The organism is Mycoplasma sp. Pen4 (assembly GCF_014352955.1).
GTDB lineage: Bacteria > Bacillota_I > Bacilli_A > Mycoplasmatales > Metamycoplasmataceae > Mycoplasmopsis.
Genome location: NZ_CP060691.1, coordinates 821,683 through 846,684 on the forward strand (window position 1 = coordinate 821,683; position 25,002 = coordinate 846,684).

The 25,002-nt window shown below is 28.8% G+C and carries 17 protein-coding genes, 1 tRNA gene and 1 rRNA gene; 7 read left to right on the top strand and 12 right to left on the bottom strand.

Annotated elements, in window-relative coordinates; all coding sequences use genetic code 4:
• Positions 1-304: 304 nt before the first annotated feature.
• The 4 genes from H9M94_RS03290 (at position 305) to H9M94_RS03305 (ending at position 9,585) form a co-directional block, all read left to right on the top strand.
• On the top strand, positions 305-3,919 hold the full coding sequence (locus H9M94_RS03290; RefSeq protein WP_187469504.1) for a DNA-directed RNA polymerase subunit beta: 3,615 nt from the start codon (positions 305-307) through the stop codon (positions 3,917-3,919).
• On the top strand, positions 3,912-8,438 hold the full coding sequence (locus H9M94_RS03295) for a DNA-directed RNA polymerase subunit beta' (protein ID WP_187469505.1): 4,527 nt from the start codon (positions 3,912-3,914) through the stop codon (positions 8,436-8,438). Before H9M94_RS03290 ends, H9M94_RS03295 begins: the two co-directional genes overlap by 8 nt.
• 75 nt (positions 8,439-8,513) lie before the next feature.
• Positions 8,514-9,011 carry a dUTP diphosphatase gene (locus H9M94_RS03300; RefSeq protein ID WP_187469506.1) on the top strand — a complete coding sequence of 166 codons (498 nt, stop codon included), beginning with the start codon at positions 8,514-8,516 and terminating at the stop codon, positions 9,009-9,011.
• A 61-nt stretch (positions 9,012-9,072) separates the two neighbouring features.
• On the top strand, positions 9,073-9,585 hold the full coding sequence (locus H9M94_RS03305; protein WP_187469507.1) for a hypothetical protein: 513 nt from the start codon (positions 9,073-9,075) through the stop codon (positions 9,583-9,585).
• Positions 9,586-9,645: 60 nt separating this feature from the next.
• On the opposite strand, the gene H9M94_RS03310 is transcribed toward H9M94_RS03305, so the two are convergent.
• The 4 genes from H9M94_RS03310 to H9M94_RS03325 all read right to left on the bottom strand — a co-directional run bounded on the left by H9M94_RS03310 (position 9,646) and on the right by H9M94_RS03325 (position 14,625).
• Positions 9,646-10,287, bottom strand: coding sequence for a DUF402 domain-containing protein (locus H9M94_RS03310; protein WP_187469508.1), 642 nt, complete (start codon positions 10,285-10,287; stop codon positions 9,646-9,648).
• A gap of 36 nt (positions 10,288-10,323) precedes the next feature.
• A complete protein-coding gene (locus H9M94_RS03315) occupies positions 10,324-12,570 on the bottom strand; it encodes an MYPU_1760 family metalloprotease (RefSeq protein ID WP_187469509.1) in 2,247 nt (748 codons plus the stop codon).
• A 181-nt stretch (positions 12,571-12,751) separates the two neighbouring features.
• On the bottom strand, positions 12,752-13,762 hold the full coding sequence (locus tag H9M94_RS03320; protein WP_187469510.1) for a hypothetical protein: 1,011 nt from the start codon (positions 13,760-13,762) through the stop codon (positions 12,752-12,754).
• Between the two features lie 104 nt (positions 13,763-13,866).
• Positions 13,867-14,625 (bottom strand): hypothetical protein, encoded by a 759-nt coding sequence (locus tag H9M94_RS03325; RefSeq protein WP_187469511.1) that lies wholly within the window; start codon positions 14,623-14,625, stop codon positions 13,867-13,869.
• A gap of 567 nt (positions 14,626-15,192) precedes the next feature.
• Here H9M94_RS03325 and H9M94_RS03330 point away from each other — a divergent pair.
• Positions 15,193-15,408, top strand: coding sequence for an MAG6790 family protein (locus tag H9M94_RS03330; protein WP_187469512.1), 216 nt, complete (start codon positions 15,193-15,195; stop codon positions 15,406-15,408).
• 116 nt (positions 15,409-15,524) lie between these two features.
• Here H9M94_RS03330 and H9M94_RS03335 read toward each other — a convergent pair whose 3' ends face one another.
• Both H9M94_RS03335 and H9M94_RS03340 read right to left on the bottom strand, forming a co-directional pair.
• On the bottom strand, positions 15,525-16,550 hold the full coding sequence (locus H9M94_RS03335) for a hypothetical protein (RefSeq protein ID WP_187469513.1): 1,026 nt from the start codon (positions 16,548-16,550) through the stop codon (positions 15,525-15,527).
• Between the two features lie 8 nt (positions 16,551-16,558).
• The gene (locus H9M94_RS03340; RefSeq protein ID WP_187469514.1) at positions 16,559-17,479 is read right to left on the bottom strand and encodes an RluA family pseudouridine synthase; all 921 of its coding nucleotides are present in this window, start codon (positions 17,477-17,479) and stop codon (positions 16,559-16,561) included.
• 88 nt (positions 17,480-17,567) lie between these two features.
• On the opposite strand from H9M94_RS03340, the gene ffh reads away from it, so the two are divergent.
• Together ffh and H9M94_RS03350 are read left to right on the top strand one after the other, a co-directional pair.
• Positions 17,568-18,905 carry a signal recognition particle protein gene (gene ffh / locus H9M94_RS03345; protein WP_187469515.1) on the top strand — a complete coding sequence of 446 codons (1,338 nt, stop codon included), beginning with the start codon at positions 17,568-17,570 and terminating at the stop codon, positions 18,903-18,905.
• Positions 18,906-18,971: 66 nt separating this feature from the next.
• Positions 18,972-19,047 (top strand) — tRNA-Thr (locus H9M94_RS03350).
• A 380-nt stretch (positions 19,048-19,427) separates the two neighbouring features.
• On the opposite strand, the gene H9M94_RS03355 is transcribed toward H9M94_RS03350, so the two are convergent.
• The 6 genes from H9M94_RS03355 to H9M94_RS03380 all read right to left on the bottom strand — a co-directional run bounded on the left by H9M94_RS03355 (position 19,428) and on the right by H9M94_RS03380 (position 24,895).
• Positions 19,428-19,820, bottom strand: a complete 393-nt coding sequence (locus tag H9M94_RS03355; RefSeq protein ID WP_187469516.1) for a hypothetical protein — start codon at positions 19,818-19,820, stop codon at positions 19,428-19,430.
• A gap of 645 nt (positions 19,821-20,465) precedes the next feature.
• Positions 20,466-21,089 carry a hypothetical protein gene (locus H9M94_RS03360; protein WP_187469517.1) on the bottom strand — a complete coding sequence of 208 codons (624 nt, stop codon included), beginning with the start codon at positions 21,087-21,089 and terminating at the stop codon, positions 20,466-20,468.
• A gap of 371 nt (positions 21,090-21,460) precedes the next feature.
• Positions 21,461-21,769 (bottom strand): co-chaperone YbbN, encoded by a 309-nt coding sequence (locus H9M94_RS03365; protein ID WP_187469518.1) that lies wholly within the window; start codon positions 21,767-21,769, stop codon positions 21,461-21,463.
• A gap of 147 nt (positions 21,770-21,916) precedes the next feature.
• Positions 21,917-22,022: ribosomal RNA gene (gene rrf / locus H9M94_RS03370) — 5S ribosomal RNA — on the bottom strand.
• 209 nt (positions 22,023-22,231) lie between these two features.
• Positions 22,232-23,623 (bottom strand): hypothetical protein, encoded by a 1,392-nt coding sequence (locus H9M94_RS03375; RefSeq protein WP_187469519.1) that lies wholly within the window; start codon positions 23,621-23,623, stop codon positions 22,232-22,234.
• A gap of 114 nt (positions 23,624-23,737) precedes the next feature.
• A complete protein-coding gene (locus tag H9M94_RS03380) occupies positions 23,738-24,895 on the bottom strand; it encodes a trigger factor-related chaperone (RefSeq protein ID WP_187469520.1) in 1,158 nt (385 codons plus the stop codon).
• Positions 24,896-25,002 lie beyond the last annotated feature (107 nt).

The following is a 25,002-nucleotide window of genomic DNA, read 5'->3' on the forward strand; positions in this document are numbered from 1 at the left end:
GAAAATATAGTTTTTACTAAAAATAAAAATATGAAATTCAATACTTTAAAAACATCTAAAGAGTTATTAATACAATTATGTCTATGTGCTAGACATAAAAGTAATTTCTAATAGTGATTTTGAAACAAAATAAAATAATCAAAATAGTCAATAAATTAACCTGAAAAAACGTAATAAAAAAATAGGTAAAAAATCATCCTAAAAATTTTATTTTTATGATAAAATAAATTTACCTATTATGCAATTATACATTTAATATGTATTTTTTTCATTTTTACAGGTTAATTAGAAAGGATGACATACAATGGAGCAAAAAAAATACAAAATACGTAAATTTGGTCCTATCACAGAGAGAAGAGACTACTCAATCACAAAAGAATCTCTTCCACTTTTTGACATTCTTGAAACAAGTAAAGAAAGTTTTGAACACTTTATTACTAAACGAATTCAAGAATGTTTATTAGAAGTTTATCCAATTGAAGCTGCTAATAAAGAAGTTCGTCTTGACTTTGAAAAAGGTTCAGTAAGATTAGAATTACCTTTTAAAAAGATTACAAGCGAAAGTGAAGAAATCAAAAAATGTAAAGCTAAAGGAATCAACTTTAGTGTTAAAGTTTACATTCGTTTAAAAAGAGAAATCACAAATACAGGGGAAGTTAAAGTAGACGAAGTTTTACTTTGTGAAATTCCTTACATGACAACTGGAGGAAGTTTTATCATTAACGGTTCTGAAAAAGTTATCGTTAGTCAGTTAATTCGTTCACCAGGTGCATACTTCGGACTTAATGTTCGTAACAAACAATCAGATGATCTTTTTAACAAATTAGAAATCCTTCCAAGAATTGGATCATGACTTGAAGTTTCACATAAAGTTACATCATCAAGTCTTGATAGTGTAAAAGTTAAAGTTGATAAAAACAAAAACGTTAACTTAGCAACATTCTTAGGAGCATTTGGTTTCACAGCAAAAACTATTAGAAGCTTATTCGGATCAAGTGATTTATTAGAAGAAACATTAAGAAAAGATAAGTTAATTCTTAATGAAGATTTAACAGACGAAGAAATTCTTGATGCTTGTCAAGATGACTTATTCCGTGGACTTAGAAAAGGAGATCGTGTTTCAGACGAAGCAAAACACTCTCTTTTACCAAGCATGTTGTTTGATAAAAAACGTTATAACTTATCAACAACAGGTCGTTACATGTTAAATAAAAAATTATCACTTGTTGACCGTATTACAAATACATACTTAGCAGAAGATCTTAAATCTAAATCAGGAGAAATTCTTTTCCCTAAGAAAACTGAAATTACAATTAAGATTGCTAAACAAATTCAAGAATACTTTAATGAAGGAATTTGTGCAACAGAAAAAATTCCTGGTATTAACCCAGAAATGGTTTACTACAAACTAATCCAAAACAACAAAGCATTATCAAAACGTACACACATTGTTAAATTACGTGTATACCCAACTAAAAAATGAATGGAAGAAAAGGCAGATAGTCCAGTTCTTGTAATTGGTAACGATCCTAAATCAGTTGAAACACACTTACTTATTTCAGACATCGTTGCAGCTATTAGCTACTACTTCAACTTAATCGATAACGTAGGACGTGATGACGATCCAGATTCACTTACAAACAAACGTATTGTTTCAGTTGGTGAATTACTTGAAGGTCAATTAAGTGTTGCTTTAACAAAACTTGAAAAAGCTACACGTGAACGTATGGGGGCTAAAGAAGCAGATAAAGTTACTGCTAAAAACGTAACAAACAACAAACTTGTTACTAACCAAATGAAACAATTCTTTAACTCATCTAAACTTTCACAATTCATGGATCAAATTAACCCACTTGCTGAAGTTTCAAACAAACGTCGTGTTACATCACTTGGACCTGGTGGTCTTAACCGTGATACTGCACAATTCGAAGTTCGGGACGTTCATGCAACTCACTACGGAAGAATTTGTCCTATCGAAACACCTGAGGGACCTAACATCGGACTTATCCTTAACTATGCAACATTTGCAAAAGTTAATGAATTAGGTTTCTTAAAAACTCCTTACTTCAAAGTAAACAATGGTGTTGTTGATTATTCAGAAACACACTACTTAACAGCCGCTGAAGAAACAGGATATTCATTCGCGCAATCATCAGTTAGAGTTGACGACGACAACAAAATCGTTGAACCTATCTTAACAATTAGACGTGATTACAACTATATCATTGGTAAACCTGAAGATATTGACTTTATCGAGGTTTCATCAAGACAAATTGTTTCAGTTGCTGCTGCTGCTATTCCTTTCCTTGAAAACGATGATGCCAACCGTGCACTTATGGGTTCTAACATGCAACGTCAAGCAGTTCCACTTCTTATTGCCGAAGCACCATTAGTTGCTACAGGTATTGAAGCAGACATTGCTAGATATTCATCATATAACTTAGTTGCTAAAAACAATGGAACAGTTTCATTTGTTGATGGTTCAAAAATCCACATCAAAAACGAAAAAGGAAACACAGACAGATATTCACTTAGAAACTTTGAAAGAAGTAACCAAGGAACACTTATTCAACAAAAACCAATCGTTTCTGTTGGACAAGAACTTAAAAAAGGTGACTTACTTGTTGATGGTTCATCATTTAAAGATGGTGAAATGGCACTTGGTAAAAACGTACTTGTTGGTTTCACAACATGAAACGGATACAACTTCGAGGATGCCGTAATCATCAACGAAAGACTTGTTAAAGATGATGTTTATACATCAATTCACATCGAAGAACAAACAATCCAATTTAGAACATCACGTGCTGGAGATGATGTACTTACAGCAAACATTCCTAACGTTTCAAAACATTCATTAAGACACTTAGATGAAGATGGTGTAGTAAGAGTTGGTTCAGAAGTATTACCTGGAGATATTCTTGTTGGACGTTTATCACCAAAAGGTGAAGACAACCCATCTCAAGAAGAAAAACTTCTTATGGCTATTCTTCAACAACGTGCTACAACACAAAAAGACACATCATTAAAAGTTAAAAACGGACATAACGGAACAGTTATCCACGTTGAAACACTTTCTCGTGAAAACGGAGATATGCTTGAAGAAGGTGTTGATAAAATCATTAAAGTATCAATCGCACAAAAACGTAAAATCAAAGTCGGAGATAAAATGGCTGGACGTCACGGTAACAAAGGGGTTATCTCAATCGTGTTACCAGAAGAAGATATGCCATATTTAGAAGACGGAACACCACTTGACATTATGCTTAACCCACAGGGGGTTCCATCACGTATGAACATCGGACAGGTTCTTGAGTTACACCTTGGTATGGCTGCAAGAAAATTAGGTGTTAAATTCGTTACTCCTTCATTTGATGGGGTTAAAAAATCAGACATCGAAGCTGCATTAGAAGAAGCAGGATTAGATAAATCAGGAAAACAAACACTTATTGATCCAATTACTGGTAGAAAATTTGATAAACCAATTTCAGTTGGAGTTATGTACATGCTTAAACTTAACCACATGGTTGATGATAAAATGCATGCTCGTAGTGTTGGACCATACTCACTTATCACACAACAACCACTTGGAGGTAAATCTCAAAATGGGGGTCAAAGATTCGGGGAAATGGAAACATGAGCTATCGAATCTTATGGAGCTACAAATGTACTTCAAGAAATTCTTACATATAAATCGGACGATATAGTTGGACGTAATGCATTGTATAGTGCTTTAGTTTCTGGTAAAGAACTTCCACAACCTGGAATTCCAGAATCATTTAATGTTCTTAGTTATGAACTTAAAGGTCTTGGAATGAAACTTGAAGCTTCAGAAGAAGCTGTATCAGAAGATGATATGTCAGAACAAGATTACCAATACATAGATTCAAACGAAATGGGAGGAGAAGGTTATGAATAATTTTGATCAAAATAATAAAAATGAAGAATTGATCGCACAAAAAATCAATAAAATTACTCTCTCATTAGCAACTGATGAAGATATTTTAGAATGATCTCATGGTGAAGTAACAAAACCTGAGACAATTAACTATAAATCATATAAACCAGAAAAAGATGGTTTATTTGATGAATTAATTTTTGGACCTACAACAGATTACAAATGTCCTGTTTGTTCAACAAAATATAAGAAAAGTGATGAAAACACAATTTGTACTAAAACACCAGCTTGTGAAAAATATCAACCTGTAATATTACCTAAAATCACACGTAGAAGCAGAATGGGACACATTAAATTACACAACCCAGTTGTTCACTTCTGATTCTTCAAAATTGATCACTCAATTATTTCAAAATTACTTGGACTTAGAGTTAATGATTCTTCTAAACAAGTTACAAAAGGTGATCTTGAAAAACTTATCTACTATAAATCACACATCGTTTTAGAAAGTGGAAATTTAAAATCACTTAAGAAAAATACAATTATTGATATTAATGAAGCTGCAACAATTTATGAAGCTGCATTAGTTGAAATGCAAGGTCTTTATGAAACTGACACAGATGAATATGAAGATATTACATTTGCATTAGAAGAACTTAGAGAATACGCACAATCAAAAATCGGAAAAGATTTCGGGATTGATTTCTACCAATACAACGAAATTATCCATGAATACTCAGATGCCAAAATTGACACTGGATCACGTGCTATTGAATACTTATTAAATAACATTAATTTAGAAGAAGAAGCACAATTAATCCAAGATGAAATTAGCATCATTAATGCACAAGCAGAAAGAGATGGATTAACAACATCTAAAGAGCAAGACAGAAGCAAACTTTACAAACGTTTAACTGTTATTAACTCATTTATTAAATCTGGTCAAGACCCAAAAAGTATGTTAATCTACAACCTTCCTGTTATTCCTGCAGATTTACGTCCACTTGTTCAATTAGACGGTGGAAGACACTCAACAAGTGATGTTAACGAACTTTACCGTCGTATCATCATCAGAAATAACCGTTTAGCAAAATGAAATGAATCAGATGCTCCGATGTTAATCAAACAAAATGAGTACCGTATGATTCAAGAAGCAGTTGATGCTTTAATTGATAATGCTAGAAAAAAACCTACACCAGTTACATCAAAAGATTCACACCCACTTAAATCTATTTCAGATGCACTTACTGGTAAAAAAGGACGTTTCAGACAAAACCTTTTAGGAAAACGTGTTGACTACTCAGGACGTAGTGTTATTGTTGTTGGTCCTTCTCTTAGAATGCACGAAGTTGGTATTCCTCGTGACATGGCTGCTAAATTATTTGAACCATGAATCATTAAAGAATTAATCAAGAGTGAACCATCAATCACAAGTGTTAAATCAGCTAAGAAAATGATTGAAAGCCTTAACCCAATCATTTGACCATATGTAGAAAAAGCAATTGAAGGAAGACCGGTTCTTCTTAACCGTGCTCCTACATTACACCGTCTTTCTATTCAAGCATTCCAACCTGTATTAATTCGTGGAAAAGCTATTAAACTTCACCCACTTGTAACAACAGCGTTCAACGCCGACTTCGATGGGGACCAAATGGCTGTTCACGTTCCAATTTCAGACCAAGCAGTTAGAGAAGCAAAAGAACTTATGCTTGCTTCAAAAAACATCCTTGGACCTAAAGATGGAGAACCTATTATCAACCCTTCACAGGATATGATTTTAGGACTTTACTACCTTACAATTGAAAAAGCAAACCAAAAAGGTGAAGGTAACTACTATGCATCATATGATGAAATGATGGAAGCATATGAAAATGGACACATTACACTTCACACAAGAATTGTTTTACCAGTTGCTGCATTAGAAAAAGAATCAGTTTCTAAATTTACTAAAGCACCATATTTAGTATCAACAGTTGGTAAATTCATCTTAAACAAAGCATTCCCATCAGACTTCGAATTTATCTTCGGTAAATCAGTTAATGTTAAAGAAACAATGTTAGATGATGGAACTGTAAAAACTACAACAACAGAAAAAATCGATACATCAGCAGATGACTTATCTAAATACACATTAGAATACGGAACAAACTTCATTGAAGCAATTGCTAAAATGCCAGTTAACATTGCAGTAACTAAAAAAGATATTGCAAAAATAGTTCGTAAAGTTTACGAAAAATACGTTGCCGTAGTTACAAAAGAAGATGTTGCTGAAGTAGTTGGAGAAACAAATAGAGATAACTATTTAGATCGTTTTGAAGACTGTGCACAATTAATCGATTATAAAGGTGAAACAATTTCACCATCACACGCAAAAATCCTTGCTAACTTAATCAAAGATGAATGTGAAGCAATTGAATTTGTATTTGGTAAAAAATACAAACACATCAAACCTGCTAGCGCAATTGAAAACGGTGAAGATATCACAACAATTGCATCACAAGAAAACCCTTGAACAATCAAGGAATACACAAAAATCTTAGAAACAGTTTGATTTAACTATACAAACTTAGTTGCATCAATCCTTGACAGAATTAAAAACCTTGGATTTAAATTTTCAACAATTTCAGGTACAACTATCTCAATGAACGATATTACAACATTAAATACAACTGCTGAAAAAATTAAAGTTGGGGAAGAATATACAGATCAACTTAAGAAATATTTTGAAGAAGGATATCTTACAGATGATGAAAGATATTCATTAACAATTTCAAAATGATCAGAAGTTAAAGATTCTATCGAAAAAGATCTTAAAGAAGTTACTAAGTCAGACTTAGATAACCCATTATTCATGATGTTCACCTCAGGAGCTCGTGGTAACTCATCAAACTTTACACAGCTTGCTGGTATGCGTGGACTTATGAATAACAACACTAAAATTCTTAAAGCCGATGCTGAAAACGACCGTGTTGTTCGTTCAACAGTTGAAATCCCAGTTAAATCATCATTCCTTTCAGGACTTACAGCATATGAGTTCTACTCATCAACTCACGGGGCCAGAAAAGGACTTACAGATACTGCGCTTAACACAGCTAAGTCAGGTTACTTAACACGTAGACTTGTTGACGTTGCTCAAGGTATCGTTGTTAGACAAGATGATTGTGGTTCAGACTTCGGATTCGTTGTTAAAGATATTAAAGATACAAAAACAGATACAGTTATTGAATCATTAGTAGAAAGAATTGAAGGAAGATTTACAAACACTCCAATCCTTGATGATAATGGAAATGTATTAGTAGAAGGAAACACACTTATTACACCTGAATTAGCAGATAAAATTGTTAATGAATATGGTAAAGATCAAGTTGAAATTCGTTCAGTACTTTCATGTCATACAAGAAACGGTGTATGTAAACACTGTTATGGAAAAGACCTTGCAACAAACAGAATTGTAAACATCGGGGAAGCTGTTGGGGTAGTTGCTGCCCAATCAATCGGGGAACCTGGTACACAGCTTACAATGCGTACATTCCATACCGGAGGGGTTGCTGGGGTTGAAGATATCACAGGTGGATTTGGTCGTTTAATCGAGCTTATCGATGCCTATGATGCTCCATGAGGAAAACCTGCTGTTATTTCAAAAGTTAACGGTATTATTAAATCAATTAAACCTGCTAAAGATAAAAACGGAAAAGATACTGATATCGAAATCGTTGAAATTGAAACAAGAAACCCAGATGGTTCAGTAGAAACAGTATTCGAAAACGGAAAAGTTACACAGAAAAAACGTGTTAAAGTTGGTGACAGAGTTGTTGCTGGTCAAAAAATTTATGAAGGTCCAATTGTGCTTAATGATCTTCTTAAATATGCCGATCCACGTGCAGTTCAAAACTACTTATTAAAAGAAATTCAAAGACTTTACCGTTTACAAGGTATTACAATTTCTGATAAATATATCGAAATCATCATCCGTCAAATGCTTTCAAAAATCATGATTACAGACAGTGGGGACTCACGTTTCTTCACAGGTAGTCTTGTAGATACATTTGTGTTCCAAAAAGAGAACGGAAAACTTCTTGCACAAGGTAAAAGACCTGCATATGGAGAAGTTAAAATTCGTGGGGCAAAACAAACACCATTACTTAGTGACTCATTCCTTGCTGCTGCGTCATATCAAGAAACAGCTAAAATTCTTGTTAATGCATCTATCGCAGAAAGAGTTGACCACTTAGAAGGACTTAAAGAAAACATTATTCTTGGTCACAAAATTCCAGCTGGAACAAACTCAAACTACGAACTTAAAGGTAAATATGATATTCGTGATCCACGTTCATACTTTACAAGCAAGTTCCCAGTTATTTCAAATGCTGAAGGTGAATTAAATGGTATGGAAGTAACTTCAGAGCCATTTAACCCAGAATTTATTGATGAAGTTGATTTTGTCGATGTATTTGATGAAATTTCAGGTGGAGCCGACATGGATGCTAACGAAGAAATGTTCGTTGATGACATGTTTGGTGATGAAGCAGACTTCGAGTAATAATCTCAATTTAAAAAAGTAGCCTTTAAGAGCTACTTTTTTATTACTTTTAAATTAAAGTATTATAATAGAGGCATGAATTTAACACACATCTTTCAAATGCAAAAAGAGCTTGATGAAAAGATAGCTGCAAAAAGCAAAAAAGCAAATCCAGATCTAACAGAAAATGACTTTTTAGTCCAAAAAACACTAGCTTTAGTTATTGAAGCAGGTGAATTTATTAATGAAGTTCAAAGTTTTAAATATTGAAAATTAAATAAAAATATCGACAGTGATGCATTAACAGAGGAATTTGCCGATCTACTTCACTTCCTTGTTAACTTTGCTTATTTATATGAGTTAAGTCCAATTATTGAACCAGTAATTGCATCAGAAGATATTAACATTCAATTCCAACAATTAATTATTGCAACAGCAGAATTAATGAAAGAAATCAACAAAGATAATATTAAGAAAATTTTTGAACTTGCTCTAGGAAGTTTTGTGATGTTAGGTTATGACTATGATGATCTTTATCAAGCATACTTAAGAAAAAATACTAAAAATCATTTAAGAATCAAAAATAATTATTAAGAGCATTTTGCTCTTTTTTCATACAAATTTACAATCTTTTCGAAAGATATATAATATAAGTATGGAAACAAAAGAAACTAAAAGAATTTGGTTTTCGTTAATATCGATAATTAATACACTTGTAATTTTAGGTTTTACATCATTATTGATAATCGCATATTATGACTTATATAAAGATTTTCAAAACTATAACACAGGTGATTTCCCACCTTTATTGCCATTTTTTGGATTAAATAATTGACAACAAATTCTTGTATTTATTCCTGGTCCATTCTTACTTGCATTATTACAATCGTTTTTAGCACGTAAGGAAACGCCTAGAATTTTAGCAAGAATATCAAGGGGAATGAACACTATTGCGACATATGTATCAATTACTGTTTTAATATTCTTCATTGTTACAATAACAATTAAACTTGCAAATAGTCAAGCACTTGCTAATACTTCAGATGCAAATGTTTACGACTATAGATTAGATTTATTTGTCAATAATACTCTCTTATATGGTGGTTTTGGATTAGTGTTAGTTTTATTATCATCTATATGAGTAATCAAATTCAAAAGAAAACGTTAAAACCTATGACATAGTGAAAAATAAAAATTCAAGCCTGGGACTTGAATTTTTTGTTTGTGCTTAATATCTTTTTTTGATACTTGCAAACATCGAAATTTCTTCATTATATTTTTTTCGATTTGATCTTACAAATTTTTCAATACTTTTATCACTGATTAATTTATCTTTATATAAAACTTCTAAGTAGTAGTTAATTACGTCTTCACTAAAGAAATATTTGTAATCATTATAAAGTATCATAATGCTTTTTAATTCTTCGTAAATATTCTCTTTTATTTTTGATGGATAGCTCATCATTCTTGAATGAATATTAAATTCTTCTCGATCCACAATTTGAAGATCACGATCTGGATAGCATTTTACATCTAAGTCGTAATCAATAAATTTAATGGTTCCATCTTCAAAAATTGGTTTAGAAGCCATATTAATGTAATAATATGCTCCTTGGTCTTTTAATAAAACTATCGCATTATAAAAAGAGTTCTTAGGAATAAATCAAATTGCATTTTCATTATATCTTCAACCATTAATGTCTTTTTCATACTCGGCGACAACTGTATTTTTTAAGAATAATACGATATGTCTTTTGTTATGAAAAATTACTTTAGCATCATTTCATTGACGATATAAGTAACCATTATGTTTATATGCTTGAACATTAATCATTTGGCCGACTTTAATTTTGCTAAAATCTCATTCCATTGTTTCTCCTTTCTATATTGCGGTTATATATTCATTTTATTTAATAAAACTTAAATTTACATATGGAGCATTTTCATTGTCTTTTGATGCCACATAATATTTTGATGTATTTGTTGAACGAGCAGAAGTTGCAAGTCTTGAATCAGGAATTGTCATTTTTATATCTCTGACAATTTCATCCTCTTGTACATTTCCATCGTGATTTTTATCTTTTCATAAAAATACTTTTGTATTTGGTTTTGGTTGCACATATTTGTCCATAATATATGAAACATATTGTTTAGCATAATCTTGATTTTCTGTAATATCTTTTGGATAAATTCTATTTTGGATTTGGGCATTTCTATTTTCTGAAGGTTTATATTGATTTCCTTCTCTTGTTGCTAATTCTGCACCTTTATCAAAACCTTTGTGTCCAAAGAAATTAAATGTAGGTAAATAAGAGATAGTAGATTGATCATATACACTACCAGTGTTATCTCCATTATCTTCAACAAAAGCTAAACCTGTATAATCTGAAGTTTCTAAGTAACCACTTAGTCTAATTTTTAAACGTGTTTCCTCATTTGTTTGGACTTCTGAGAATGTACTTGATGATGAATTACCAATTCAATTTCATTTCCCCAAATCATAATATATTTGAGAGATAGTTTTTCCATACGCCATTGACTCTAAAAATGTTTTATAAAAATCTCTAGATCTATCAGTTGATATTTTTGCTTTAGCTTCGTCTGCTTCTTGATTTTTTGCTCTTGCCAATCTGTTATTTGGTACATATTTAGTTGGTTCATAACTTGGTAAGGCAAATGGGGTTAATGGTAGCATAACTGAACCATCTAAATATCATCCTTGACGAGTTGTTGTGTCAAAGTTATTCATAAACACCTTACCGTAGTCATCAGATAATGCAGATGGTGAGAATGAATATGTATAATGCGAACCGTTTTCACTAAAGTTAAATTTATATGTTCCAAAGTAACCAATTGCAGCATTATCAGATCTATTGTAATGACCTTGATCGATTTTATCAATTAAAATAGATGCCGGATTTTTATGATCAATGTTAAAGTATGATTCGAATGCATACTTTGTATATTCTCTTGGAACTAATTCAGTTAAAGAAAAGTAGTATTTAATTTTCTTAGCATTAAGAGAGAATTTTTGATCAGGTGAGTAATACATATCACGTTTACTGATTGCTTGTCTAAGTTTTTGTGCATTTTTTGGATCTAATGGGTCAGAATTCGCTAAACCTCAGATGTCACGAGGACTATAAAGTTGATATAAATATTTATCTAAATTTGTAAATGCGTTTACATCTGAACCAACACCAAAAGTGCCATCTTCAGCTCATCTCTCTCTTAAAATCTCTATAACTTCACTAGATACTCTTGCTTTTGCATCTATGTCATAGTTTAATAAGTTCTTGAAGTTATTTGTAAAATTAGTGTTTCAAAATTGTTTAAATGCAGCGGTGTCTCTAGTGGTATCATAGTCAACCCCACCATAGTAAATTGGTGTTACAGTTGATGCTTCAAATTTTTTGTTTGCTACAGTACCTATTTTTTCATCATCAATTAAATTGTTATTAAAATTAACACCTGTTTCAGCATAAGATGTCGCTCAATGGTGCATATACTCATGAAATAATGTAGACATTAATTGAGCAACTTTGTCATATAAATTAAGATTTGTTTCTAATAATGTGTAACCATTTAAGTAAATTTGTTTTATTTGCGGAATATATAATCCGTTTGATGCGCGTGTAATAACTTTGTAATTATTTACTTCTACTGCTTTTAAGTCAAAAACTTCTGTTCCAAAAGGAACTTTACGTTTAAATTCTTGAGCTAAATAAGCTAAACCATATGGTCCAAGTAAATATCTTCTAACGCCTTTGCCATCTGTTATATAAGAATAATCTCTAAAAATTAATTTCGTATATGGATCTTGATATTCATAATAATACTGTCCATAATTATTTGAATGTTCTTTTAACTCTTTCGGATCCTGAATTAGATTTACATCTTTTAAAACTTCATTTTCATTTACACCACTAAAAATTTGCATTTCATCCTTTGAAATAGGGAGAAAATTGTGTGTTATAGTAGGTATTTCATAATTTGGTTTTACATCAATATCAGGTCTATCTTCATCATCGTCATCTACTACAACTTTTGGTAATAGATTTAAGATAGAACAAGATGTAGCAATAGCTGATGTAGCCATTACTGATGCTGTTATTCCTAATAAAGCGCGTATTTTTTTCTTATTTTTTTTCATTGTTATTCCTATTTATTTAAATTTTACACTTTTTTCAATTAATTGATATCACTATGAACTCAAATAAAACAGTTTTATTTTAGTCAACTTATGTTCTTTTGTTTATCGGTTTATAAAATGAAATGACATAATGCTTAAAAGCACTATGTCATAGGCATATTAGTAATTAATAAAATTTAAATTATTTAAATGTGATATTGAATTTTAAACCAAAAGTTTCAAACTCAATTGTGTTATATGAACTTTTTAGATTTCATAAGTTGAAAAACATTTTACTTATATTATTAGTTACTTTTTGTTTCATGTCTCTTGATGTAATAAATTCAATTGGTTCAGTAATTTCACCAACATATTTGTAATCATTTTCAAAGATTTCTTTGTACACTCCAACTAGTTGAAGTTTGTTCTTTCTAATGACTTTTTTAATTAATGCAATATCTAAATCTGATAAATATTCATCATCTGTATAAATCTTTTTAAGATTATTAAATCTCATTGTAATTATCATTAATGTATAAACTAATTTATTACCTTTTTCTTTTTCAGTTTCATATTCATAGAGATTTAAAATCTTAACTCTGATTATTGAATACACAATAAATCAAATAAAGAATGAATTTACTAAAAACATCATGATAAATACGAAAATAACTAATGATCATGATATATTCATAAAAGCATCATAATTTATATATGCTAATATCATTCCTGGTATGCATAATACAGCTAAAAACACAGCAATTGATGCTAATATTTTGAATAAAGTCTTTTTACCTTTTAGATGAATTAATCCTATCACATAGGAAACAAAGTTATTTCATATACGATTTTTAGATTCATCTGGTAAGTAAATATTTACAAACATTTCATATAACTGAAATGAAAGAAATGATAATAAAGCTATTTTATAAAAGTTATCACTTAATGCATATGATTTAATCCAAACTATTATTCTAATAATTCATAATAAATTTGTGTACATAAATCCTATTGCAACAAGCGCAAAAAGAAATATTTCGCCTCCTGTTATCTCTCTTCCTCTTGATTCTGCATTTGGAAATTCATCAAAAATAACTTGGAAGAAAAAGTATGATAATAATCCATAAATTATTAAATGAATAAGTATGTGTATCGGACTTTTGATTCTATTGATAAATATTTTCTTGATTTCACTTCTATTAATATTTAACATAAATCAGTCCCCCTTCTTGCAATTACTGTAATTGCTTCAATTATCTTATTTATTGATTTCAAACTTTATGTTTGAGGGTTGATGATTGTGACTTATCTTTTATCTTATTTAATTGTGTTTAAAGAATAAATTCTTAATTTTCTAATGTATCTTGAGGCATCAATTTTTAATTCTTCATCTTCATTAAGTTTTAAAACCTTAACCTTTATTCTGTTTATTAAAAATACTCAAATTGAGATTATTAAGCTTAATGATGAGTAAATAATATTGAAAATAACCATAGGTTTTCCGTATTTTATTATGTAATCAGCATTATCTAATCTTTGTATATTAGCAATTAATGTAACAACCGAACCAATCGCTCAAAGAATTAATAATACATTAGCAAAAGATAAAATTCATCTTACATGATTAACTTTTATTCTATATACATTATTAGCAATATCTTCTGGTCAAATGCTTTGATTTTTTCATCCATCATCTATGTTGTTTGTATTGAAGTTTTTTCTAATTTCCTTGCTAGAAAGTAGTTTTAAGAATTTTTGATATGTTTCATCACTTAAATTCCCACCACTTTTGTAACAAATTATTTTGAATATTAATTTCATTAAAATATAGTATATAAACGCAGCAAATATAAATAATACTAATACTTCAAAGAATCCCACCATTGCAACTCCAACAATTTTTGCTGTTGTTGTTAAGTCTAATGAAGGTACTTTAATTCCAAAAAGTATTACGCTGTAGACTTGAAAAACAAATAATGCAAATGCAATTACTAAAAATATTGATTTTTTAACTATTTCGAAAATAGTCGCATCTTTTAATAAGTATTCTTTAATTTTTGTTTTTGTTAAGTACATCTTTTCTCTCTTTCTAAGAAATTTGTTAGCTAATAGCATTGTGTTTGTCTAGATAGTGTCACAATGCCGTTCTAAATTTCTTAGTTTTGCAAAAGCAATATTAAATAAGATGCTTTTAATGTTTTTCATTAATTTAAAAGCATTAGTAATAATATGATGATCATGTTGGCTTTGTATTAAAAGACCTGTATCAGTTAAATTACAAGCATATCAATTAAGTTTGCTTGAAGTGAAGAGCAAAATAAATCTAGATCTCCTAGATAAGTTATAAATGTCATTAGTTTTTCTTTTCCAAGAATTTTCTTCTAATATTCTTTTTGAAAACATTTGCACCTTCTTATGATTTAATTATATTTGGTTTTGGTTGCTTTATTAACTTTTAGCTCTAAATAGTAGACATTTTCCACATTTTGTTCCACAATATTATGCAAAATAAACATAAAAAATTAATCAACATATTTGATACAAATTGTGTTCTGTTTTTCATGAAATATGGAAATATATGAAAATGTTACCATCTACATTCCAAACTTGATATCATATAAGTGTAAGAAAACGGAGGCTTTTATGTATAAATACAAAGCAAAATTAATTTCAAATAACGAAGTCATTGCGCAAGCAAATACAATTGAAGAAATTGAAGGACTTATTAAAGGATTCCGTCGTGGTCAAAAACACGGTGAACACACACGTATGAATGAAAAAATCGAAATCATTCACGTGGAAAGAAACGATTTAAGAGGTAAACATCACTCAAAAGAAGTTGTTATTAAAACAGTTTAGTTCACATTTTACAAATATAAATACTTAAATATACAACATTAAATTTAATGTTATAAATACACAGTTTCGTTTAATTTATTAAATTAAAATACAGCCTTAATCAGCTGTATTTTTAATTATTGATTTTGATCACTTTTTTCTGCAATTTCAGTTTTTTCATATGTTTCGTTATTTTGCTTTGTGTAATTGTAAATTAACTCAGCAAGTTCTTCTTTTGGAAGAGATTGATACTCAACAATATTTAATAATTTTGCCATTTTGAAAAGTTGATCATTTGGTAATGATATTAATTTTTCAATTGTTTGACGTTTTTGAAGTTCTTCTACTGTTTCTTTTGTTGATTTTGTAGTTTCATTATTTGATTTTGAAGCAGATTTGTCAAATGAATTTTCACTATCATTTTGATCAATATCGCTTGCACGTAGATCTGATGGAACTTGACCTGCTAATAATTCATTTAATCAATTATTACCACCATTTGTATTATTACCATTAAATGCTTGACTTAATGATTTAAGAATTTTGGCGCTTTCTTCTTTTCTTTTGATATTTTCAAATAAGAATTTAATTCTTCTAAATTGTGTTCCTGGGAATAATTTGGTTAAAAGACCTATAACAGCTGAAAGAATTGATAATACTATAAAAGCAACTCCCAATTGTGAATATCCTGTTTGAATTGAAAACGAGGATGAAAATAGAATAATTTGTATAAATGAAATAAACCCAATTGCTGTTAATAATGTGAAATTTTGTTTATTAACATCAATGTATGTTCTGTCTTCATTGGCTTTTTTTCAATCACGAACAACACTATAAACAAGGTAAACAGAAAGAACTAATGTTGTAGTTGTGAGAAGAATAGTACTTATAAAACTCATTATAAAATTGTTATATAAACTTGTTGCATCTGCATTTTTAATATTTTTTGCTAATTCATCAAATGTTTGAGTTCAAATACCTTTCTCTTTAAAAGGTTCAGAAATACCAATCGATCCAATTATTAATGTAGAAACAGTTAAGATAATTGTTAAAGCAATTGCAGCTAATAAAATAGCTATTCAATAATTAAATGTTTTCTTACCTTTTTCGTAAAGAGAATCAGATGTATGATCTTCTCTTAATAATTTAACTAGTGGAATCATATTCCTCCTTATTTTTCTTCCTCAAAGAATTCTTTGAAATCAAAACCTGATACCTCAAATTCTTTTGGTGGTTTAGCAAAGAATGTCATTGTTTCTTTTGTAATTGGGTGTTCAAAAACTAATTTATATGCATGTAAACGTTGTCCAAAATCATCAATCGGTTTGTTATAAACTGGATCACCATAAATTGGGTTTTTTATGTGTGATAAATGAACTCTAATTTGGTGTGTTCTTCCTGTTTCTAATTCACATTTAATTAATGATTTAGGTAAGTTATCTAAATAAAAACTTTTAAGTAAAGTTATATTTGTGACTGCATGTTTTGAGTTATTATTTGTAACTTCCATTTTAAGTCTATCTTTTTGACTGCGACCAATAGGAAGAATCAACTTCATTTTGTTACTTTCTAAAATCCCATCAGCAATCGCTATATATGAACGGTGAATGCTGTGGTCTGCAAATTTTTCAGCAAGTAATTTATGTGCTTCATTGGTTTTAGCAATTATTAATAAACCACTTGTGTCTTTATCGATACGGTGAACAATTCCTGGACGCAATAATCCATTTTCATTCGATAAATTATTCTTGAAATGATACAATAATCCATTTACTAAAGTATTATCTACGTGACCGGGCGCAGGGTGAACTGTTAAGCCACTTGGTTTGTTTAAAACACATAAATAATCATCGTCATAAAGGATTTCTAACTCCATTTCTTGTGGAATAACATGTATCTCTTTATCAATTACTCTTGTAACTTTGATTATTTGTCCTTCTTTAACTGTGAATTTTGGTTTATTCACTACAACACCATCGACAAAAACTGCTTTTTCTTCGATAAGTTGCTTTATATCGTTACGCGAAATTTCTGAATGATTACTAATATATTTATCAATTCTTTCGCTGTATTTTACTTCTAATTCAATCATATATTTAATTATATTAGATTTTCCTGATTTTATGGGGCGTATCTAATTTTATTTATTTTATAAATAACTTATGCTATATAATTTATATATGTTAGATTTTTTAGAAAAAAGAATACAAAAAACAATGGCAAAAATGTCTAAAAAGACAATGTTAAATGAATCAGATATTCTCGAAGTTACAAGAGAAGTAAAAATTGCTTTATTAGAAGCCGATGTTAATTTACATGTAGTAAAACAGTTTATAAATAATGTTAAAGAAAAAGCTTTATCAAGTGAAATTATCGGAAAATTAAATCCATCACAACAAATGATTAAGATTTTTCATGAAGAACTTGTTCATATTTTAGGAGATAAAGAGCAAGCAATTAAGATTACAAAAAAACCATTTATCATCATGATGTGTGGTTTACAAGGTTCTGGTAAGACAACAGCAACAGCAAAACTTGCTTACTACCTTAGAAAAAAACAAAATATTAAAAAACCATTAGTTGTAGCAGCAGATATTTATCGTCCAGCAGCTGTAGATCAGTTAGTTACGCTTGCTAAATCAATTCAAGTTGATTACTATGAGCAAGGTGTAAACGTACCAGCAGAAACAATTGTTGCTAATGCTTTAAAACATGCATATGAAAATGATAATGATTTAGTAATCATTGATACTGCAGGACGTTTAGCTATTGATGAAACCTTAATGGAAGAACTTGTTAACATTAAGAAACTAGCACACCCAGCAGAAATTTTATTTGTGGCTGATGCTTTAAGTGGTCAAGATGTAATCAATGTTGCTAAAACATTCAACGAAAAACTTAGTCTCACCGGTACAATCATCACAAAATTAGATTCAGATGCTCGTGGTGGGGCTGCATTAAGTATTCGTCAAGTACTTAATATACCAATTAGATTCATTGGTACTGGTGAAAAAACATCAAACCTTGAATTATTCTACCCAGATAGAATGGCAGACAGAATTCTTGGTATGGGTGATGTTATGACACTTATTGAAAAGGCACAAGAAACAATTGATGAAGGTAAAGCTAAAAACATGATTGAAAGAATGTTTTCAGGTAACTTCTCACTTGACGACTTAATGGAACAAATTAAACAAATGAAATCATTAGGAAAATTCTCTAAATTATTAAAAATGCTTCCTGGGGGTCTTGCTAATAAAATTAATGAAGAAGATATTGATAAAGCAGAAGAAAAAATGAAACTTTATCAAATACTTATGTCATCAATGACAAAAGAAGAACGTAAAAACCCTAAATTATTAAGAAACGCTTCACGTAAGGAAAGAATCCTTAAGGGAAGCGGTAGAACTGCACAAGAATATAATAAATTACTCAATGATTTTGACTCTATGTCAAAACGTATGACAGAAATGGCTAAAAAATTCAAAAATGGTGCAGGTTTTGGTGGAATGTTTTAAACTCCGTATTGGAGTTTTTTTATAACTTTTAAATTGTTTGTGGTATGATGTTTTTATATGGTATTTGCCGTTATAGCTCAGCAGGTAGAGCACTTCCATGGTAAGGAAGGGGTCGCTGGTTCGAGTCCAGTTAATGGCACCATATTTTTTTATATTTTTCATAAATATGCAAATACTTACCTCTCATCTAATATTTGATATAACAAAATTAAGGAAATTGTTTTAATAAGAGGAAAAATTAAACATAATAATAAAATTAATCGCAGAATTGGTTTAATGTTAAATTTGATAAAAAATACATCAGAAATTTTTAAATATGGAACATTTGTATTAGCAATCATATTTTTACTTATGATCAGAGTTGCAACATCTAAAATTACTTTGTTCAAGTGCGAGTTGTTAACTCGTGTTTTTTGATTTTGTAATGAAACATAATATGCATATTCCTACACACCTTAATTTCACCGTTCCATAAATTTAAAAAACGCAAACCACATAATTGTGATTTGCGATAATAGATGTTTAATTATCATTTGAATCTATATCTAAGTCATATTCGTTAAGTAACTGTTGTTTTATATTCTTTGATAAATTTGCATCCGGTAATTTAATTATTGTTACTAAAATGACATAAAATATTGCCTCTAGATCTCGTTGATCTTGAATATCCTTTTTAAAATGACTAAAATCCCAAATGTCTTTTACTAGTACACGTTTATTAAGTTCAATTGGTTTTTCGCTAAATTTTTGAAATGATTCACTTAACTTAGATGTAAATTTAGCATCTAATTCAGTGTTGTTTTTCATTTCTATTAAAGATAATCTTGATTTTCCTTTTTCAATCAATTGCTTGAATTTTTTCTTATAACTAAATCAAAAATTTCATAATCCAAATAATGAAAATAATATTACCATAGGCATAATAATATAAATAAATCATAATCCTCTGTATTTATTGAGTATTTAGGAGCTATTATTAAAGCAAAAATCAAAAAACTAGAAAAACCGAATAAACTTAATGAAAGCATAATTGACTGCGATATTAAACCTTGTTTATATATCTTTTTAAATCAATTATTTTCATAATCATCAATAATTAAATTAAAACCTTTTACAAAGGTATTATTTTTATTTAATTTATTTAATGTTTGTACTTTAACATTATCAATATATAACAATATTTTGTATATATGGTCGATTTTATTAACCATTTTAGTTTGAAAAATTATCATTATGAAACCTGGTAGCAATGGCAAGAATACCATTATAAAAATCGAAAGTATTACGTATATTGAATCCATATTTACCCTAAATTATCCTTTTTATTTTTATTTGTTAATGGTGAATTTCAATGTCAAAAAATTCTTTAATTTGTATTTTGATCCTTTTAAATTAAATATTTAACAAGATGATTATAACATTTTGTAAACGTTTCACACCGCAACATAGTTTATAAACAAAAAATTTAACAAACAAGTCATAAAAACACATCCAATCAGTTTTCTTGTAAATGGTATCAAAAATGCAAACCGCATAATTGTGGTTTGCAATAATATATAGTTATTTGTTTCTATCGTTTGTATCTATACCCAAGTCATATTCATTAAGTAGCTGTTGTTTTATGTTCTCTGATAAATTCGATTCTGGTAATTTAATTATTGTTACTAAAATGACATAAAATATTGCCTCTAGATCTCGTTTATCTTCAATATTCTTTTTAAAGTGACTAAAATCCCAAATATCTTTTACCAGTACACGTTTGTTGAGTTTAACTGGTGTTTCATTAAATTTTTGAAATGATTCACTTAATTTAAATGCAAATTCAGCATCTAATTCAGCATTGTTTTTAATTTCTACTAAAGATAATCTTGATTTTCCCTTTTCTATCATCTGCATGAATTTTTTCTTATATGTAGATTTAATATATCATAAACCAAATAATAAATTAAGTATTATGAATGGGACAAAAATAAAAATGAAGAAATCAGGTCCTAATGTATCAATTGAATATTTAGGTGCAATAACTCGAGAAAAAACTATATAAAGTATTAAAACAAAAACACTTATTAAAATTGCAACTCATAATGTTTTTAGAGCTTGTCTATATATTTTTTTAAATCAAACATTTTTAAAATCATCGATTATCAAATTAAAACCGTTTACTAGGGTATTATTTTTATTCATATTTTTTATGTTCTGTATTTTTTCATTTTCGATATAAAGTAAGGCTTTATATATGTGATTTATTTTACTTGTCATTTTTATTTGAAAAATTGATATTATAATACCGGGCACTAATAATAAAAATATAAATAAAACAATCAAAAATATTAATAATGTAGTTCTATCCATTTTTATCCTAAATTATCCTTTTTAATTTTATTTGTTAATGGTGAATCTCATATTCCAGATAATTCTTTCATTTTTATTTTGCTCCTTTTAAATTGAATATTTAATGAGATGATTATAACATTTTGTAGTCACTTCCATAAGAGCGACAATGTTTTAGATTAAATTAAAAAAACCAGAAAATCTGGCTTCTTTAAAATCTATTATTATAATGCTTCTACTTCATCTTTTAATAATGCATATGGTTTGAAACCAACTGTTTCACCAACAAGTTCACCTTTTTTGTAAACTTTTGTAAATGGAATTGATGAAACACCTGCTTCTTGAGCATATTCTTTATTTGTGTCAATGTTAACTCTATAAATATTTACATTGTTTTTTGTTGCTAATTCTTCTAAAGATGATTTGTACATTCTACATGGACCACATCATTCTGCGTAGAAAACAACTAAATTTAAATCTTCTTTTTTCTCTAATGCTGCTAGAACATCATTTTTTGTAGCTTCGTGTAACATTTTTGCCTCCGATATTTGTTTTTTGTATATCAATTATATATTAAAATATGAAAAAACTTATTTAATGCTGTTTTTTTTATTATTTTTTCACTTTTTGTTATTTTCTTAGTTTTTTTAGAATTTTTAAGATTTTAAAAAATTGTAAAAAAACAGCGATGCCCTATTTTCACCATGCGGCTATCGTCGGCACTGAAGGGCTTAACTACTGAGTTCGGAATGGATTCAGGTGATCCCCTTCGCTATTATCGCTACAAATATTGTAGCACAATTTAAAAGAGTTGAAGCAAAAAAATTATTTTTTTATTTTTTATAAATTAAAAAAGCACGGTCCCAGGTTCGAAATCTGGTTCCGCGCTTTTAAGCTTCCTTTAAAATATATTTACACACTAAACAAAAGGATCTCACACTTACTATAATGAATATAACAAGAGATCAAACTAAATCCCTGTTTACATCAAGATTTTAGTTCGATTTTTTAACTTTAAACTTTGAAAGAATATGGAATATCAATTTAATTAATTCAGAATTATAACTTTCTAGCTCTTTCGGTGTTAATGAAGATTGATTATTGAAAAAGGCACTTGTTGTCTTTTTTAAACTATTTAAAAAAGCAAATAAGACTTCTTTTTGTTGAGTAGTTAAAGAACTTTTAACTAAATGTAGATTAATTTCAAATTCAATTTGTGTATTAATCTCAACATCAACCATTCTATCTGGTCCTTCAAGTTCTAGTGTTTGTACTAAGTTTAATAACTCATTTTTAATTGAGCTTAAAAATTGAATTGGATTGTAATTATTTAAATTTAAATTTGGGACATTGAACGCTATTTTCTTATCTGTTTTTATAATATCAGGAAAACCACCATACGGATAATTTGAAACAATATAATTACTACTATTTTGTTTTACATCACTATAAAAACGTTCAATAAGTTCATTAAAAATATCATTTTCAATAACAACTTTATTTGCGGTGTCATAAACACCAAACATTTGATTTAAAGCTTGTACAAATAAAGAATCTGTTGCATAATAACCTTTATTTAATAAACTAAAAATAATATTTAAAGATTTAGATAAAGAATTATTATCGTAATTTTGTATTTGGTTGTCAATGTAACTAATTACATTTTTAATAATTTCTTTTTGCTTTGTTGCGATTTCGGCAATATTAAATGGTGCATTTTCATTATTAGGATTAAATGACAACATTGGTAGTTCATATACAAGATTAAAAATATATTTCTTGGCTATTGTTTTATTTGAAGCATTGTCACTTTTAAAATACTCAATTAGTTCATTTAATTCTTGATTTATTTCTCTACCTATTGCTAATAAATTATTATTGTTAAATTTATGAATTTCAGGTGAAGTTGATTTTTTATAATATAAATTTATAACACTTGTTTCAGGAGTTGTATATTCTGTTTTTAATGGTAATTTTGGTAAATCAGGATTAAAATACTCTGGAACATTTTCTAAACCACTTTTATCTTTCATTTCAGGTTCTGGTGTTGGTTGAATTGTAGAAGGATTTTTGATGCTTGGATCACTTAGAATTGGATCTTTTGGTTTTTCTGAGTTATCTGAATCATCATTTTTTGTATGGTTATCAATTGGGTTACTTGTATCTTTTTCATTATTTAAATCATCATTATTTGGATTTGTTTCTTTATCACTTTGGTTATCTGCGTTAGTATCTTGATGATCATTTTTATTTTCAACATTTGTTTGATCTTGGTTATCTTTTGGATTATTAGGCGGATTAATGCTTATTAATGGTTTTTCTGAATTATTTAGATTTTCGCTCGGTGAAATACCACAAGATATTGTCATTGCGGGGATGAGTATCATTTGTGACATTGCCACTAGTAGTGATTTCCTAATAATTCGTTTCATACTTAAAATTATACTAAACCCATATAAACAAGAGCAAAGAAAAAAGGGAATTTTCCCTTTCTTTTTCTATTAAAAGTCAAGATATTTTTCAATTTTTGCATATGCTTCTGGATAGTATTTTTTAGCAAAATATTGCCCAACTTTTTTAAATAAAACGATGTTTGTAACTTGATATGTTGAAATATTTACTCACTCATTTTTAGGAGTAACTGCTTTTAATAATCTCATCTCATTATTAAAGTTTTCTTCAGTAATCGCAATTCCTAATTTCTTTTGGAATACATTTGTTCAGAAATAATTTGCAATAAAACTTTCTGCGTATGCATACATTTGCATAATATTATCTTGATTTACTGGTACCTCAAATAAGTTTGCTTCATAATCTAATAGATCTGATGGGATTTTTAATTTTGATCCATTTGTTTTAAGAATTTCACCAACTACTTCTTGACCATAATCAAAAATTGCTCTTGTAGAGTTTGCGTAATATGCATCGTGTTCAATGAATTTAATTACATCATCAAATGTTTTGAAGTTATCAATTTTTAATAAATGGAAGTTGTCTTCAGTAATAGGCATGTATTCTTCCTTAAAGATTGATACAGGTTTAATAATATAGGTGTGTTCTTCAATTACATATTCATATTCTTTGTTAATTTCTTTACCAACAACAAATCTTTCATATTCATTTTCTGAATCATTATTCGCATGAGCCACATATGTTGTTTTTTGATTTGCTTGGTTTGCTTGGTTAAGTGGATAAATTTCGAAATGAATAAAATCACCAGCTTCAATTGTTGTTTTATCTACATCAATTAAAAATCTGTGTTTTGTTAAATAACCTTTAACAAAGTCTTGAACTATTGAATCAATATTCTCATTAATTTTAAATTCTGCAGTTGGTTTTTGGTCTATGTCATAAATTGATAAATCATCTACATAATAACTTCTTAAATCAACTGTAATTTCGCTTAATGAAATAACCGGATTTTCTTCAACTCCCATGAAATAAACTCTATCTTCATGTTCTTTGATGTTTTCTACTAATAATTGAGCTCTTTTTTCTCTAATGAATAATTTTTTAGCAGCTTCAAGAATTGATTTTTGATCAATCTTAATATCTTTTGATACTTCTTTTTGTGCTTCTAATTGTTTTAAAGCTTGATTTTGTAAGTTAATTCAGTCTAATCCGTCTAAATGAATTGTTTTAACGTCAAATTTCATCATATCTCCTAGGTGTTATATATCTATGTTTAGATTATAAAGTTTTATTTGTAACATTCTAAAAATTACTAATAATTTCCATTTTTGAGTTTCATAAATTTAATATTTAG